The sequence below is a fragment of the Pseudomonas sp. MWU12-3088 genome (genome assembly GCF_023242405.1).
In the GTDB taxonomy this organism is placed as follows: Bacteria; Pseudomonadota; Gammaproteobacteria; order Pseudomonadales; family Pseudomonadaceae; genus Aquipseudomonas; species Aquipseudomonas kribbensis.
The window spans coordinates 507,156-522,612 of the sequence record NZ_JALJEA010000001.1 but is presented as its reverse complement, the minus strand read 5'-3'; the positions used below and the strand labels follow the sequence as shown (position 1 = coordinate 522,612).

Genomic DNA, 15,457 nt, shown 5'->3' with positions numbered 1-15,457 from the left:
GGGCCTCCTCGGCCAGAGGACAGGTGCGGAAGAAAGGGGTGTGCCGGGCGGGCGCCCGGCAAGGCAAATCAGGCGGCGGGCGGGGCGAAGCGGCGGCCGGCGGAGAAACCGCCGTCCACGGCGATCATCTGGCCGCTGACAAAGGACGCTTCGTCCGAGGCCAGGAACAGCGCGACGTTGGCCACCTCTTCCGGCTGCCCGGAGCGGTTGAGCATATGTTGCGAGGCGAAGAACGCGTGGAAGGCTTCGTGCTCGCGAACCATGCTGGTCATCGGGGTTTCGATCAGGCCGGGGCACAAGCCGTTGACGCGAATATTGGCGTAACCGAAGTCGATGGCCATCGAACGCGTCAACTGGTTGATGCCGCCCTTGGACACGTTGTACGCAACGTTGCCGTCGCAACCTTGCAGGCCGAAGATCGAGCCGATGTTGATGATCGAACCGCTGCGCCGGGGCTCCATCGAAGCCAGCGCGTACTTGCTGGTGAGCATGCTGCCGGTCAGGTTGATGTCCAGCACCCGCTGCCAGTTGGCGGTGCTGGTCTGGGTGACGCTGCCCTGGTCGGCGACGCCGGCCGCGTTGACCAGCACGTCGATATGGCCGAAATGGTTCACGACTTCCTGCATGACCTGTTGCACCTGCGCTTCATCGCGTACATCCAGGGTCATGAACAGGCCCGGGAAATCCGCCGGGGCGTTGCCGATGTCCAGGCCGACAACCTGCGCACCTTCGGCGGCAAAGCGCCGAACGCAGGCCAGGCCGATCCCCGATGCGCCGCCGGTAACCACCGCGACCTTGTTTTGCAAACGAGCCATAACTGCACCTCTTTTATTGTTTTTGGGCCAATGGGCTGGCCGAGTCTAACTGCAGATCGCATCCGGGAGATCGTCCGTTGAGACTATTGTCGACGGGCGCTCAATCCGGGAACTTTAAGCGCACCCGTGTGCCGGCCGGGCGGCTCTGGCAGGCCAGGGTCCAGCCTTCGGACAGTTCTCGGGGGCTGAGCACGTCGTTGCGGGCCATCCGGGTTTCGCCTTCCTCGACCACGCACATGCAGGCGCCGCAAAAACCTTCTTCGCAGGAGGAGGGCACGTCGAGGCCGGCGGCCTTGCAGCTTTGCAGCAAGGTGTCGCCGGGCTGGCAGGCAATTTCGTGTTGCTGACCATCGAGCACGATCACCAGCGATTCGCAGCGCGAGCCGAGGGAGGCTTGCCGGGCGGCGGCTTCTTCAGCCAGCAATTCGTCGGGATCGGGCGGCGAGACGAAGCGCTCGACATGGATGCGTTCAGCGGCTTCGCCCAGTTCCAGCAAGGTCCGTTCGACGGTGTCCATGAATGGGCCCGGGCCGCAGATAAAGTATTCGCCGCCGGCAGACCCTTTCAGCAAATGGCGCACCTGGGCGGCGGTCAGAAAACCTTGCACCGAGTCGAGCGCGTGCAGCACTTGCAGTTGTTCCGGATGGGCCTGGGCCAGTTGCCGCAGCTCATCCTTGAAAATCACAGACGCTTCATCGCGATTGGCGTAGATCAATTTGATCGGCCGCCGGCTGCGCTGCAGCGTCGATTTGATAATGGAAAACACCGGGGTGATACCCGATCCGCCGCCGAACAGCACCAAAGGTTTATCGTCATCCGGCTGATGCTCATCGAGGCAGAAATGCCCGGCCGGCGGCAGCACGTCCAGCCAGTCACCGACCTGCACTTCGTTCATCCGGTTCGACACCCGGCCGCCCTCGACCCGTTTCACCGTGACTTTGGGGCGCTCGTCGGTCAGCGGCGAACTGGCCATGGAATAGCAGCGGGTCAGCAGCTTGCCGGCACAAGGCACGCGAAACGTCAGGAACTGCCCCGGTTTGTAGGCAAAGCGCTCACGCAGGTCTGGCGGGATGTCCAGCACCAGCGAGCGGGCATCGGCGGTTTCATCAATCACCGCGCACACTTGCAATGAATGGCTGGTTGCCGTGGCTTGGGCCGGTGTCAGGTTCTGTTGTTGCGTGCCCATGTTCACCTCGGCCTCAGAGCCCGCTGATCAGTTGGGCGTTGTCGACGCGGATCTCGGCACCGTTGACGAAACGCGACTCATCGGTGGCGAGGAACAGCACCACATTGGCGATATCGGCCGGCGCGCACATGCGGTTCATCGGGTCCTGATCGAGGTCTTGCTGGTTGATCGCCACACCACCGGTGAGGGCTTGGGTCATCGGGGTGTTGACGCCGTCCGGGTGCACGCTGTTGCAGCGAATGCGGTAACCCTGTTGTTTGCAGTGCAGGGCAATCGAGCGGGTCATCGCCGCCACTGCGCCTTTGGATGCCGAGTAGGCACAGAACATCGGCATCGCGCCCAGCGCGGCCACCGACGACATGTTGATGATCGAACCGCCGCCGGTTTCCTTCATCGCCTGAATCGCGTACTTGCAGCCGAGGAAGTAGCCGTCGCCGTTGATTTTCTGCACCTGCTGCCACAGCTCCAGCGTGGTGTCTTCGATGCTGCCCAACGCCAGGATCGCGGCATTGTTGACCAGCACGTCGAGGCGCCCGAAGTGTTCCAGGGTGGTTTTGATCACGTGCTGCCAGTCGCTTTCGCTGGCGATGTCGTGACGGATGAACAGCGCGTTGCTGCCGATTTGCGCGGCCACTTCACGGCCGGCGCTTTCATTGAGATCGGTCAGCACCACCTTGGCGCCTTCGCGGGCCAGCAGCAGGGCGTCTTCGCGACCAATGCCGCTGGCGGCGCCGGTGATGATGCAGACTTTGCCTTCTACACGTTGCATTGTTGTTCTCCTGAGCGTGTGGTTTGAGCAGCAAGTTGTTCGGCCACATAAGCGGCGGCGCGCCGGCCGGAATAAATGCAATCGGCCAGGGACAGGCCCGAGACATACAGATTGGAAGCGACCCCGACCGCGTTGCGCCCGGCGCTGTACAGGCCGGCAATTGGCTGGTCGGCGTGGTTAAGCACCTGGCCGCTGGTTTCGCAGACTTTCAGCCCGCCGAGAGTGATGACGGGGCAGGGGAAGAGGCGGCTGGCAAAGGACAGGTCGAGTGCGTACCACGGGCCCTGATCCATGTCGGCGAGCATCGCTTGCGATTTGCCGAACGGATCGACGATGTCCCCGCGTGCAGCGCGGCTGTAGGTGTTTACGGTGCGTTGCAGGTTGTCGGGCAGTAATCCGCAGCGCTTGGCCAGATCCGCAAGGCTGCGGCTGCGTCTGGCGTTGAACAGCAGATTGAGCAGCACTGGCAAACGCTGGAAGGCCCAGACTTTGCCCGGACCGACCTGGCGCAGCGCTTCGCGCACCAGCGCCCGGTCGAGAATCAGGATGGCGCGACCGTCCTGATCTTCCACCATTGAATGGCCGAGGGTCGCGCCGTAGATTTCTTCGTTGGCGTAACGCTCGCCACGGGCATTGACGATCAGGCCCCGGGCCCAGGCCAGCGGCGGGTTGATAAAACGCCAGGCGCTGACTTTGTCCATCCGCGCCACGCGGCCGCCGGCACTCTGGCCCAGGGCGATGCCGCTGCCGTTGCAACCGGTAGTGCCCAGCGGCAGACCGGGCAGATAGCGCGGCGCATGCTGACGCACCCATTCGCGGTTGAAGATGAAACCGCCGCTGCTCAGCAGTACGGCGTGATCGGCGCGAATCAACTGACGTTCGGCACTGGCGAGCTCAATGCGCCGCAAGCGAGCGCGCAAGCGGTCGGCCACTGCCGGCGCGTACATGTGAATCGCCGTCGCCCAGCGTGACAGCCGGGCGTGTTGCCGCGCAGCACGACTGTCGGTTGGGAGGTGCCAGGCTTCGACACCCACCACCCGATCATTGGCATCAATCACCAGACGCCGGACTTCGCATTGGCTGCGCAGGCGGGCGCCAAGGCGCAAGGCGCTGGCTTTCAGTGGGGCGAACAGACTTGCTCCCGACAGGCCGGGGCCTTTGGTGCGGTGACCGCGTGGTGCCGCTTTGGCGATCGCGGCGTAGGCCGGGACGGCTTCGTTGCCGGAGTAGTAAAGGTAGAACTGGTCGCTCGGATAAGACGTCTTGTGCGGTGGCACGCTGGATTCGAACGCCACACCCTGGCGTTCGAGCCAGGCCAGTTGTTCGCAACTGCCTTCGCAGAAGTCGCGTAAGGTCTGCGGGCTCACGGCCTCGCCGACTTCCTGGCGCAGGTAGTTGAACATCGCGTCGGGGCTGTCTTCGTAGCCGGCCTGACGCTGATACGGCGTGCCGCCCCCGGCATACACCACGCCGCCGCTGATGGCCGTGGCACCGCCGCCGGCGAAGCGGTCCAGTGCCAACACCGACAAGCCGCGACTGGCCGCTTCAATTGCCGCGCAGGCACCGGCGCCGCCAAAACCGACCACCAGCAAATCGCAGCGATCGTCCCAGTCCAGCTGCTCGGCGCTGTTCACGCGCAATGGCGACAACTGTTGTTGAGCGTCCATGACCCGGCCTCAGCCCGCAGCAGCGAAGGCAGATGCCGAGTTGGCGGTGGTGGTGTAGCTGCCGTCGAGGTAGACCAGCGGGGTGATGGTGTCGCTGGTGTGGATTTGCAGGATCCGCCCGATAAACACGGTGTGGGTGCCATAGCTGAAATGGCCGTCCTGACGGCAGAGGATCGCCGACTGGGCGTCGCTCAGGTACGGAATACCGCCGGGGCTGGTCAGCCAGTTGCCCTGGTCGAAGCGCGCCTCGCCCTTGATCGAACCGCTGCAGCGATGGGCCAGACCTTGTTGCTCGACGCCAAGGATGTTCACGCAGAAGTCCGCGCCGGTGGCCAGTGCCGCGTGGGAAGAGGCGGTCTTGTTCACGCAGATCAGCAGCGACGGCGGCTCGGTGCTGAGGGAGTCGACCGCCGTGGCGGCCATGGCGAAACGCTCGGAGCCGTTGCTGGTACTGATGATAGTGACTGACTTGGCCAGACGGCGCATGGCCTGGAGCATGTCGGCTTTCAGATTGTCGTCGTTCATCGCACTCGTCCTGTGGTTGTACTGGAGTGCGATGGATTTTTGCGCTGGCGTGCCTGTGCAGCATCGTCCGAGGGGACTAGGCCTTTGGGTGGTTCGCGTACGTGCTTCGGATCATCGCCGACATGGTCCGTTTGAGGGATGTCCGCCTCTTTTCACATTGTTTGAATGCCGCACAGGAGGCAGACACCGCAAGTGCGGCACGTGCCTCGCTGCACGCGCGCCCCGGCGGACGGGGTGAACAATGGAGAACAATAAAAATGCTCAATCAAGACCTGATTCGCCAGCGTCTGAGCCAGCGTGCCCGCGAGCTGGTACCGATTCTGCGTGAGCGCGCCCTGGACGCCGCGCAAGCCGGCCAGTTGCCGGAAGAAACCCTGAAGGATTTTCAGGACGCGGGGTTCTTTCGCATCCTGCAGCCGGCACGCTGGGAAGGCTATGAACTGGAGCCTAAAGATTTCTTCGAAGTGCAGATGACCCTCGCCGAGGGCTGCATGTCTTCTGCCTGGGTGCTTGGCGTCGTGGCGATTCATAACTGGCAGATGGCGCTGTTCGATGACCGTGCGGCGCAGGATGTCTGGGGTGACGACTCCAGCGTGCTGATCTCTTCTTCCTATATGCCGGTGGGCAAGGTCGAACGGGTGGAGGGTGGTTTCAAACTCAGCGGGCGCTGGGGCTTTTCGTCTGGCAGCAAGCATTGCGAATGGGCGTTTCTCGGGGCTCTGGTCCCGGCGGAGGAGGCGGGTGGTGCGCCGGATTACCGGACGTTCCTGGTACCGCGCAGCGACTATCAAATCCTCGAAAACTGGAACGTCATGGGGCTCGAAGCCACCGGTTCTCACGACATTCTGGTGGAGAACGCTTTCGTCCCCGAATACCGCACTCATCGGGCGTTCGACGGTTTCATGCAGAACAGCCCCGGGAATGCGGTGAACACCGCGCCGCTGTTTCGCCTGCCGTTCGGGCAGATTTTCGTGCGGGCGGTATCGTCGGCGGCCATCGGTGCGCTGCAAGGCGCGGTGGATCAGTTTGTCGAACACAACCGTGCGCGGGTCGGGGTCAACGACGGACGCAAAATGGTCCAGGACCCGGCGGCGCAATCGGCGCTGGCCAACGCCATGGTCTGCGTCGACGAATGCAAGACCGTGCTCTATCGCAACTTCGCCTTGATGCTGGAACGGGCGCAAAAAGCCGAGCCGCTGAGCATGCCCGAGCGAGTGAAGATGCGTTACGACTCCGCGTTGGTCGCCGACAAATGCGCGAAAGCGGTGGGCGATCTGATGTTCAACAGCGGCGCCTCGACGATTTTCCGCAGCCACCCGATCAACCGCGCGTTCCGCGACATCCACACCGGCCGTGCCCATGTCGCCAACAGCCCGGCGAAGTACGCCTGGAACCTCGGCGCCGTGAGCATGGGCCAGGACAGCAACGACTTTTTCCTCTGAGCGTACTGCGCTGAATCGGCTAGTCCGTTTGCAGGATTCCGGCGCCCGGGCTTTCCCTGAGCATGAGCGCCAAGGCGTCGCTCACCCGCGCCGGTTGCGCATCCAACAAGTACAAGGATCAACCATGAAATTTTCTCTGATTTACGAAGCCCAGACGGTGGATTCCAGCCGTGAAGGCGATCGCAAGATTTTTGAAGACACCGTCGAACAGGCCGTGCTGGCCGACAAACTGGGCTTCGATACGTTCTGGTGCGTGGAGCACACGGCGCTCAGTAATTACTCGCACATGTCCGCCCCGGAAACCATGCTGGCGTTCGTCGCCGGTAAAACCGAGCGGATCGGCATCGGCCACGGCGTGGTCTGCCTGCCGCCGGCGATGAACCACCCGGTGAAAGTCGCCGAGCGCATCGCCACCCTCGACCTGCTGTCCAAGGGCCGCGTGCATTTCGGCGTCGGCAAGGGCGGCACCCAGCAGGAGGCCGGCACCTTCGGCTACGACCTGACGACGTTGCAGCCGCAGATCGACGAGATGATGTACCTGATCCCGAAAATGTTCGTGTTCGACGAAATCGAGCATCAGGGCGATTTTGTGCAGATCCCGAAACGACCGATCCATCCCAAGCCTTATCAGGACCCGCATCCGCCGATGTACCTGGCCTGCACCAACACTGATTCGCTGAACAAGGCCGGCAGCCGTGGCATGGGCGCACTGGTGCTGGGTTTTGGCGGCCCGGAAGAAATCGCCAAGAAGGTCGAGGTCTATCACCAGGCCTGGGACAACCGTGACGTGAAACATCAGGTGGGCTTCCGTCCCAACCGCCACATCGCCGCGCTGTGCCCGGCAATCGTGCTGGAAAACAACGAAGAAGCGCGGCGCATCGGCATCCGTGGCCAGCGTTATTTCATGGAGTCGCTGGGTTACTGGTACGGCGGCGGCGAGCGTCCGGACCCGGAAAAATGGAAGGACGACACCTTTGTCGATGGCAACGGGCAGAGCGTGATCAAGTCGCGGTTTGCCTCGGAAGAGGTCAGCGTCGATTTCTCCGACCCGACCATGGCGATGATGAACCCCAACCATGCTTACGGCACCGTCGAGGATTGCATTGGCTACGTGCAGCGGTTGATTGATGCCGGCGCCGACGAAATCCTGTTCATCTGCCAGATGGGTACCGTGCCGCAGTGGGCACAGCTGGAGACGTTGAAGAATATTGGTGAGAAGGTGATTCCGCATTTCCGCAAAAAGTAAGCGGACCGATGCCTGCTGTTGATCGCAATTAAGGTCTGGAACGGAATCCAGTCCCCATTTCCAACGGGTCCCCAAGGCCCGTTTTTTTATGCCTGCTTTCCGGGTCTGCGCTAGTCCCATTGGACGATGTTTCCCCCCGGCGAACCCGTTTGAATAGGCCTCGATACAGTCTCCCCGGCATTCGCCGTCGGGCGGCTCGGCCTGAGAACAACGAGGAGTGCATCCATGGATATCCGTGGTCTGGGTTACGTCACCCTGTTATCCAGCGATCTGGCGCAGTGGCGGCAGTACGCAAGTCAGGTGCTCGGCATGATGGTTGCCGGCAGCGATGACGATGAGCGCCTGTACCTGAAAATGGACGAGCGCCACCACCGGATTCTGGTGGAGAAAAGCCCCGAGAACGGCTTCGGCGCCTGCGGTTGGGAAGTGTCGGGCAAAGCGGCGCTGGAGCTGGCCGTCAGCGAGCTGGAACGCGCCGATGTGCAAGTCACCCGTGGCACCGAGGCTCAGGCCCGGGACCGTAAAGTCCAGGAACTGGTGCACTTCAGCGATCCCGACGGCAATCGCCATGAACTGTTCTGGGGGCCGTTGCAGGACTTCGCGCGCTTCGTGTCGCCGGTCGGCGTGAAGGGCTTCGTCACCAACGAACTGGGCATGGGCCATGTGGTGCTGCCGGCGCCGAGCTTCGACCGTTGCCGGGATTTCTACGAACAGGTGCTCGGTTTCGGCCTCTCGGACCTGATGAAAGTCCGCTTCACACCGGACCCGGCCGAGCCGCAAAAACGCATTCACTTCCTGCATTGCAATAACGGCCGTCACCACTCGCTGGCGATTTTCGAGTGCCCGATGCCTCACGGTTGCGTGCACATGATGGTCGAGGTCAACGCCCTGGATGAAGTCGGCCGTGCGCTCGACCGGGTGCAGGCCAACGGCGTGAAGATGTCCGCCACCCTCGGTCAGCACACCAACGACCAGATGATCTCCTTCTACATCAAGACTCCGTCCGGGTTTGACCTGGAATACGGCTGCGATGGTCTGGTGGTCGATTGGGATCAGCACACGCCGTTCGAAAGCACCGTGGTCAGCCACTGGGGCCATGACTTCAGTGTCGGTCGCCAATGAGGAATACGACGATGGACAAGCGAATGACCACGGCCGAGATGGTCGGCCAACTGCGTGACGGCATGACCATCGGCATCGGTGGCTGGGGGCCGCGACGCAAGCCCATGGCACTGGTGCGGGAGATTTTGCGTTCCAAGCTCAAGGACCTGACCGTGGTCGCCTATGGCGGCGCGGATGTCGGCATGCTTTGCGCGGCCGGCAAGATCCGCAAACTGGTGTTTGCCTTCGTGTCGCTGGATTTCATTCCGCTGGAACCGTACTTCCGCAAGGCGCGTCAGGACGCGGCGCTGCAAGTGATGGAAATCGACGAAGGCATGCTCCTGCTTGGCCTGCGTGCCGCCGCGATGAAAGTGCCTTTCATTCCGACAGCCGTGGGGTTGGGCACCGATGTGCTGAAGCACAACCCGCAGATCAAGTTGATCGACTCGCCTTATGCCGACAACAAGCAATGGGTCGCCATGCCGGCGCTCAAGCTCGATGCGGCGCTGATTCACGTCGATCGCGCCGATGCGCGCGGTGTCTGTCAGATCAGCGGCCCCGATCACTACATGGACGACTTGCTCGTCCGCGCGGCGACCCACAGCTACGTGACCTGCGACGAGCTGGTCGACAGCGAGTATTTCCATGCCGATCCGGCGCGGGCGCACCAGGTGTTCTGGGAACGCAACCTGACCACCGCCGTGGCGCACGTGCCGGGCGGTGCGCACCCGTCTTCCTGCGCGCCGCTGTACGGCTTCGATGTCGCGCATTTCAAGGCCTACAACGCGTCGGCCCAGGCTGCCGAAGGTTGGCAGGAGTACGCCCGCGACTATGTCGACTGCACCCAGGAACAGTACCTGGACAAGGTCGGCGGCCTGAACGCCATCCGCCAGCTTCCTCTGCCGGTCTACTAAGCGAGCCTTGATATGACGACTTCTGCAACGACTTACAGCCTCGCCGAGCTGATGATCTGCGCCGCTTCCGAAGCCTGGCGCGATGACGGCGAAGTGCTCGCCACCGGGATCGGGGTGATTCCGCGCCTGGCCGCTTCATTGAGCATGCTGACCAGCAATCCGCAGCTGCTGATGACCGATTCCGAAGCCTACATGGTCGCCGAGCCGGTGCCACTCGGCGCACGCAACGGCTACGAACCAAAGCGCGACAGCTGGATGGGCTTTTCGCGGATTTTCGACAACGTCTGGAGCGGCAAGCGCCATGCGCTGGTGGGCCCGACGCAGATCGATCGCTTCGGTCAGGCGAACATTTCCTGCATCGGCGAATACGCCAGGCCCAAGGCGCAAATGCTCGGTGTGCGGGGCTTTCCCGGCAACTCGATCAGCCATGCCAACTCCTTCTGCGTGCCCAGCCACAACCGTCGGGTGTTCGTCGAAGGCGAGGTCGATATGGTCGCCTCGGTCGGCTACAACCCGGCGCGCCTGGCCCGGGGCTGGTCGCTGGACGAGATCGATATCCGCCTGATCGTGACTGATTTGTGCGTGCTGGATTTTCTCGGCCCGCAACGACAAGTGCGCATCCGTTCGCTGCACCCCGGCGTGACCGTCGAGCAGGTGCAGGACAACACCGGGTTCGAGCTGCAGGTGCCACTGGATTGCCCGACGACAGCGGCACCCACGGCCGAGCAGTTGCAACTGATCGAGCGTCTGGACCCGCACAACCTGCGCGCCAGCCAGCTCAAAGACAACCCGCCGGGCCAGCGCTGAGTCGCACCGTTTCGGAGAAAAGTGATGGCTGAACATAACGATAATAATGCCGCCGACGTGGTGCTCTACGAGGTACGCGGGGACGTGGCGCTGGTCACCATGAATCGCCCCGAGTACCACAATGCCCAGAACTCGCAAATGACCTACGCACTGGACGCGGCATTTCGCCGTGCCTGCAATGACGACGAGGTGAAAGTCATCGTGCTGCGCGGGGCCGGCAAGCACTTTTCCGCAGGGCATGACATCGGCACGCCGGGGCGGGACGTTCACAAGACGTTCGACCGGGCGAGTCTCTGGTATGACCACACCAACAAACCCGGTGGCGAATTTCTTTACGCCCGGGAGCAGGAAGTCTATCTGGGCATGTGCCGGCGCTGGCGGGAAATGCCCAAGCCGACCATCGCCATGGTGCAGGGCGCGTGCATTGCCGGCGGGCTGATGCTGGCGTGGGTCTGCGACCTGATTGTCGCCAGCGAGGATGCGTACTTTGCCGATCCGGTGGTGCGCATGGGCATCCCCGGGGTCGAGTATTTCGCTCACGTGCACGAACTGAACCCGCGTATCGCCAAGGAGTTTCTGTTCCTCGGTGAGCGCATGCCGGCGGCTCGCGCCTACCAGATGGGCATGCTCAATCGGGTGGTGGCTCGCGAATCCCTGGAGCAGGAAACCCTCGACATCGCCGGGCGCATCGCCCAGATGCCGCGCCTGGGTCTGCAATTGAGCAAGCAGGCGGTCAACAACGCCGAAGACCTGATGGGCAAGCGCGCGACCATGGACATGGTCTTCGGCCTGCACCATTTCGCCCATGCGCACAATGAACTGGTGTCCGGCGACCGGCTCGGCGGCTACGACGCCAAGGCCATGGCCAGTTCGCAACGCTCCACGGGTGGGGCGTGAACATGGCGATCTCGTTGAATACCCGGCTGACCGAGCTGCTCGGCTGCCGTTATCCGATCATCCAGACCGCGATGGGTTGGGTGGCTGACCCGAAACTGGTCGCGGCCACGAGCAATGCCGGCGCCTTCGGTTTTCTCGCCGGCGCGACCATCGAGCCGCAGCACATGGAGGCCGCGATCCTCGAAACCCGGCGCCTGACGGATCAGCCATTCGGGGTCAACTTTCATATGTACCAGCCCAACGCCGACGACATCGTCGAGTTGGTGCTGCGCCACAAGGTACGGGCGGTCAGCTACAGCCGTTCCCCCGGCAAACAGATGATCCAGCGCCTGAAGAATGCCGGTGTGGTGTGCATTCCCACGGTTGGTGCGTTGAAGCATGCGCAGAAAGCCGTGGAAATGGGCGCTGATGCCGTCACCGTACAGGGCGGTGAGGGCGGGGGGCATACCGGTTCGGTGCCGACGTCGTTGCTGCTTGATCAAGTGGTCAACGCGGTGTCGGTTCCGGTGGTGGCGGCCGGTGGCTTCAAGGACGGCAGGGGGCTGGTGTCGGCGCTGGCTTATGGCGCCGAAGGAATCGCCATGGGCACGCGGTTTCTGATGTGTGCCGAAAGCCCGGTGCCGGCGCAGACCCTCGCGCGTTATCTGGCGATCAAGGATCCGGCGGCGATCATCGTCAGCCGCGCCATCGACGGTATGCCGCAACGCATGATCCGTAACGAGCTGCTCGACCGACTGGAAACCAGCGGCGTGTTCAAACGCTGGGTGCTGGCGGTGCGCAGCGGTCTTGCTTACCGCCGTCTTAGCGGCATGAGCTTGGGTCAGTTGCTTTCCAGCGCTCTGAAAATGCGCAGCAGCGGAGACCTGACGGCCGCGCAAAGCATCATGGCCGCCAACGCGCCGATGGTCATTCAGAAAGCCATGGTCGACGGATTGCCCGCCGAAGGTGTGTTGCCTTCGGGGCAGGTCGCGGCCTCCATCGACAGCCTGCCCAGCTGTGCCCAATTGATCGAGCAGATCGTTCGAGACGCGGAATTGCGTCTGGACGAACTCTGCCGTCGCGTGTCGTGAAAGGAAAAAACATGCATCCATTCAGCGTCAGTATCGATAACGGCATTGCCGAACTGGTGTTCAACCAGCCACCGGTCAACGCCTTCAATTGCCGGACCTGGGCCGATATCGCCCGTGAAATCGAAGGTCTGGGAACCGACAACCGGGTGCGGGTCATCGTGATTCGCGCCGAAGGTCGCGGCTTCTGCGCCGGAGTCGACATCAAGGAACTGGCTGCCGACGGCAACCTGATCGTGGCGGTCAACAAGGGCAACTACGACAGCTTCAAGGCCATTCACCGCAACCCGAAACCGGTGATCGTCGCGGTTCACGGCTTTGTGCTCGGCGGTGGCATCGGTCTGTGCGGCGCTGCCGACATTGTCGTGGCCTCCGAGTGCGCCACTTTTGGCGTTCCGGAAGTTGACCGTGGTGCCATGGGCGGCGGTGCGCATTTGCAGCGGTTGTTTCCGGTGCAGAAGGTCCGCCACATGTACTTCACCGGCGAGCCGATCAACGCGACCGAAGCCTGGCGTCTCGGGGCGGTGGAACGTGTGGTCAAGCGCGAAGACTTGCGTGAAGCCGCGTTGCAGATCGCCCGCACCATCGCCGCCAAGAGCCCGGCCATGATCAGCCTCGCCAAGGAAGCGCTGAACGGCATCGAGGACGGCAATCTGGAAGACAAGTATCGCTGGGAGCAGGGCTTCACGCTTGAAGCCTATCGCTCACTGGATTCACAGGAAGCACGGGACTCGTTCATCGAGAAACGTGATGCCCGGTTCAACGGCTGAAGGTGCGCACATGGATCTGACTTATACCCCGGCCCAACAGGCCTTCCGCGCCGAAGCGCGCGCGTGGCTGACGGCCAACGTGCCGCGCGAGCCGCTGCAATCATTCGACACCGAGCAAGGTTTTGCTCAACACCGGGCCTGGGAAAACCGCCTCAACGACGGGCGCTGGGGCATGGTCACCTGGCCGGTGGAGCTGGGCGGGCGCGGTTGCGACTTGATCGAGTGGCTGATTTTCGAGGAGGAGTATTACCGCGCCGAAGCACCTGCACGGGTCAACCAGAACGGCATCTTTCTGCTCGGCCCGACGCTGATGGAGTACGGCAGTGAAGCCCAGAAAGCGCGCTTTCTGCCGCGCATGGCCACCGGTGAAGACATCTGGGCCCAGGCCTGGTCCGAACCGGGCGCGGGTTCCGATATGGCGGCGATCCGTTCGCGGGCCGAACGGGTTGGCGACCACTACGTCATCAACGGCCAGAAGACCTGGTCGACCCGCGCCGTATGGGCCGACTGGGTGTTCGGCATATTCCGCACTGACCCGAACTCTCAGCGTCATCATGGCCTGACGTTCATTCTTCTGCCGCTGGATACGCCGGGGATCACGGTACGGCCGATTCCGCAGCTCAACGGCTTGCCGGGGTTCGCCGAGATCTTCTTCGACGACGTCAAGGTGCCGGTGGAAAATGCACTGGGCGGCGAGGGCATGGGCTGGCATGTGGCGATGTCCACCGCCGGATTCGAGCGCGGCTTGCTGCTGCGTTCACCCGCACGCTTTCAGGAAACCGCCCGGCGTCTGGTGCAGTTGTATCAGGCGAATCGCGAGCAGGCCGACCGCGACCCGGCGACTGGCGAGGCGGTGATGCGCGCCTGGCTGGACGCCGAGGCCTACACCCTCAACACCTACCGCACCGCGTCGCAACTGGTGCAGGGCGGCAAGATCGGGCCGGAATCCTCGACCAACAAGATCTTCTGGTCGGAACTCGATCAGCGCATGCACGACACCGCCATGAGCATCCTTGGTTTGCGTGGCGAACTGCTGCCTGAAGCCCCGGCGGCGGGCGATGTCGGCCATTGGCTGGAAGGTTTTCTGTTTGCCCAGGCCGGGCCGATCTACGCCGGCACCAACGAGATCCAGCGCAACATCATTGCCGAACGCATGCTCGGCATGCCGCGAGCTTGAGGAAGAGACCATGGACTTTAATTTCAGCCGCGACCAACTGCTGTTCCAGGACAACGTCAGGCATTTTCTGATCAACGAGGTGACGCCGGAACGCATTCGCGAACTCTGGCAGACCGAGAGCGGGCGCAGCGATGAGCTGTGGGCGCAATTGGTCGAGCTGGGGCTGACTGCGCTGACCGTTCCCGAAGCGTACGGCGGAATGGGCATGAACGAGCTGGACTTTGTGCTGCTTGCTCAAGAGTGCGGGTACGCCGGACTGCCCGAACCGTTGGTGGAGACGATGCTGGTCGGCGTGCCATTGCTCGCCGGACTTGATGAGCGCCACGGAGCTCTCAAGCAGGATTGGCTCGGGCGTATCGCAGAAGGCAGCGCACGGCTGGCGGTTGCCGAGCCGGGCAACCCGCTGGTCAGCGATGCCCATGTCGCCGATTTGCTGTTGCTGGCTTATGGCGATGAGGTGCATGCGGTCGAACCGGGGGCGGTGCAGTTGACCCGCAATGTGTCGGTCGATCCGGCTCGGCAGCTGTTTCAGGTCTCCTGGACTCCGTCGCCTGCGACCTGCGTGGCCTCCGGCGAACAGGGCCGGCGACTGTGGGCGGAGGCGGTTGATCGTGGCGCGCTGGGCAGTGCCGCGCAGATGTTGGGGCTGGCCAAACGCATGGTCGATCTTGCGGTGGACTACACCTTCGAGCGCAAACAGTTCGGCAAACCGGTGGGGTCGTTTCAGGCCGTGAAGCATTTGATGGCCAATGTCGCGGTGCAGATCGAGTTCGCCAAGGGGCCGTTGTATCGCGCCGCCTATGCCGTCGCCGAGCAGCAGCCGAACCGCTCGGTGCTGGTGTCCCACGCCAAACTCGCGACCTCGGAAGCCGCCCTGCTGGCGGCAAAAAACACCATTCAGGCCCACGGCGCCATGGGCTACACGTGGGAAGTCGATCTGCATCTGTTCATGAAACGCGCCTGGGCGCTGGACAAGGTCTGGGGCGATCGCGGTGCTCACAAAGAGCGGATTCGCACAGCCTTGTTCGACGGACGTTGCGCACTGGGTGCCGGCCAGACGTTCTGACGGCACCA

The 15,457-nt window shown here is 62.9% G+C and carries 15 protein-coding genes; 10 read left to right on the top strand and 5 right to left on the bottom strand.

What is annotated here, in order from left to right; genetic code table 11:
• Positions 1-68: 68 nt before the first annotated feature.
• The 5 genes from M5B98_RS02385 to M5B98_RS02365 form a co-directional block, all read right to left on the bottom strand.
• Entirely contained in the window at positions 69-815 is a 747-nt protein-coding gene (locus M5B98_RS02385; protein ID WP_114883131.1) for an SDR family NAD(P)-dependent oxidoreductase, read from the bottom strand.
• Between the two features lie 100 nt (positions 816-915).
• A complete protein-coding gene (locus M5B98_RS02380) occupies positions 916-2,001 on the bottom strand; it encodes a ferredoxin--NADP reductase (protein ID WP_248741674.1) in 1,086 nt (361 codons plus the stop codon).
• 13 nt (positions 2,002-2,014) lie between these two features.
• Positions 2,015-2,770, bottom strand: coding sequence for a glucose 1-dehydrogenase (locus tag M5B98_RS02375; protein ID WP_248741673.1), 756 nt, complete (start codon positions 2,768-2,770; stop codon positions 2,015-2,017).
• Positions 2,758-4,437 (bottom strand): FAD-binding protein, encoded by a 1,680-nt coding sequence (locus M5B98_RS02370; RefSeq protein WP_248741672.1) that lies wholly within the window; start codon positions 4,435-4,437, stop codon positions 2,758-2,760. The genes M5B98_RS02375 and M5B98_RS02370 overlap by 13 nt, the downstream gene beginning before the upstream one ends.
• Positions 4,438-4,446: 9 nt before the next feature.
• Positions 4,447-4,962, bottom strand: a complete 516-nt coding sequence (locus M5B98_RS02365) for a flavin reductase family protein (RefSeq protein WP_248741671.1) — start codon at positions 4,960-4,962, stop codon at positions 4,447-4,449.
• A gap of 257 nt (positions 4,963-5,219) precedes the next feature.
• On the opposite strand from M5B98_RS02365, the gene M5B98_RS02360 reads away from it, so the two are divergent.
• The 10 genes from M5B98_RS02360 (at position 5,220) to M5B98_RS02315 (ending at position 15,449) form a co-directional block, all read left to right on the top strand.
• Positions 5,220-6,404: a flavin-dependent monooxygenase gene (locus M5B98_RS02360; protein WP_248741670.1), complete on the top strand. Its 1,185-nt coding sequence runs from the start codon at positions 5,220-5,222 to the stop codon at positions 6,402-6,404.
• 124 nt (positions 6,405-6,528) lie between these two features.
• A complete protein-coding gene (locus tag M5B98_RS02355; protein WP_248739736.1) occupies positions 6,529-7,650 on the top strand; it encodes an LLM class flavin-dependent oxidoreductase in 1,122 nt (373 codons plus the stop codon).
• 225 nt (positions 7,651-7,875) lie between these two features.
• Positions 7,876-8,772, top strand: a complete 897-nt coding sequence (locus M5B98_RS02350; protein WP_248741669.1) for a VOC family protein — start codon at positions 7,876-7,878, stop codon at positions 8,770-8,772.
• 11 nt (positions 8,773-8,783) lie between these two features.
• Positions 8,784-9,665: a CoA transferase subunit A gene (locus M5B98_RS02345; protein ID WP_248741668.1), complete on the top strand. Its 882-nt coding sequence runs from the start codon at positions 8,784-8,786 to the stop codon at positions 9,663-9,665.
• 12 nt (positions 9,666-9,677) lie between these two features.
• On the top strand, positions 9,678-10,472 hold the full coding sequence (locus M5B98_RS02340) for a CoA-transferase subunit beta (protein WP_248741667.1): 795 nt from the start codon (positions 9,678-9,680) through the stop codon (positions 10,470-10,472).
• A 24-nt stretch (positions 10,473-10,496) separates the two neighbouring features.
• Complete coding sequence (locus M5B98_RS02335) at positions 10,497-11,369, top strand: enoyl-CoA hydratase (RefSeq protein ID WP_248741666.1); 873 nt, start codon at positions 10,497-10,499, stop codon at positions 11,367-11,369.
• A gap of 2 nt (positions 11,370-11,371) precedes the next feature.
• Complete coding sequence (locus M5B98_RS02330) at positions 11,372-12,439, top strand: NAD(P)H-dependent flavin oxidoreductase (protein WP_248741665.1); 1,068 nt, start codon at positions 11,372-11,374, stop codon at positions 12,437-12,439.
• A gap of 11 nt (positions 12,440-12,450) precedes the next feature.
• The gene (locus M5B98_RS02325; protein WP_248741664.1) at positions 12,451-13,206 is read left to right on the top strand and encodes an enoyl-CoA hydratase family protein; all 756 of its coding nucleotides are present in this window, start codon (positions 12,451-12,453) and stop codon (positions 13,204-13,206) included.
• 10 nt (positions 13,207-13,216) lie between these two features.
• Positions 13,217-14,383, top strand: a complete 1,167-nt coding sequence (locus M5B98_RS02320) for an acyl-CoA dehydrogenase family protein (RefSeq protein ID WP_248741663.1) — start codon at positions 13,217-13,219, stop codon at positions 14,381-14,383.
• A 10-nt stretch (positions 14,384-14,393) separates the two neighbouring features.
• The gene (locus M5B98_RS02315) at positions 14,394-15,449 is read left to right on the top strand and encodes an acyl-CoA dehydrogenase family protein (RefSeq protein WP_248741662.1); all 1,056 of its coding nucleotides are present in this window, start codon (positions 14,394-14,396) and stop codon (positions 15,447-15,449) included.
• Positions 15,450-15,457 lie beyond the last annotated feature (8 nt).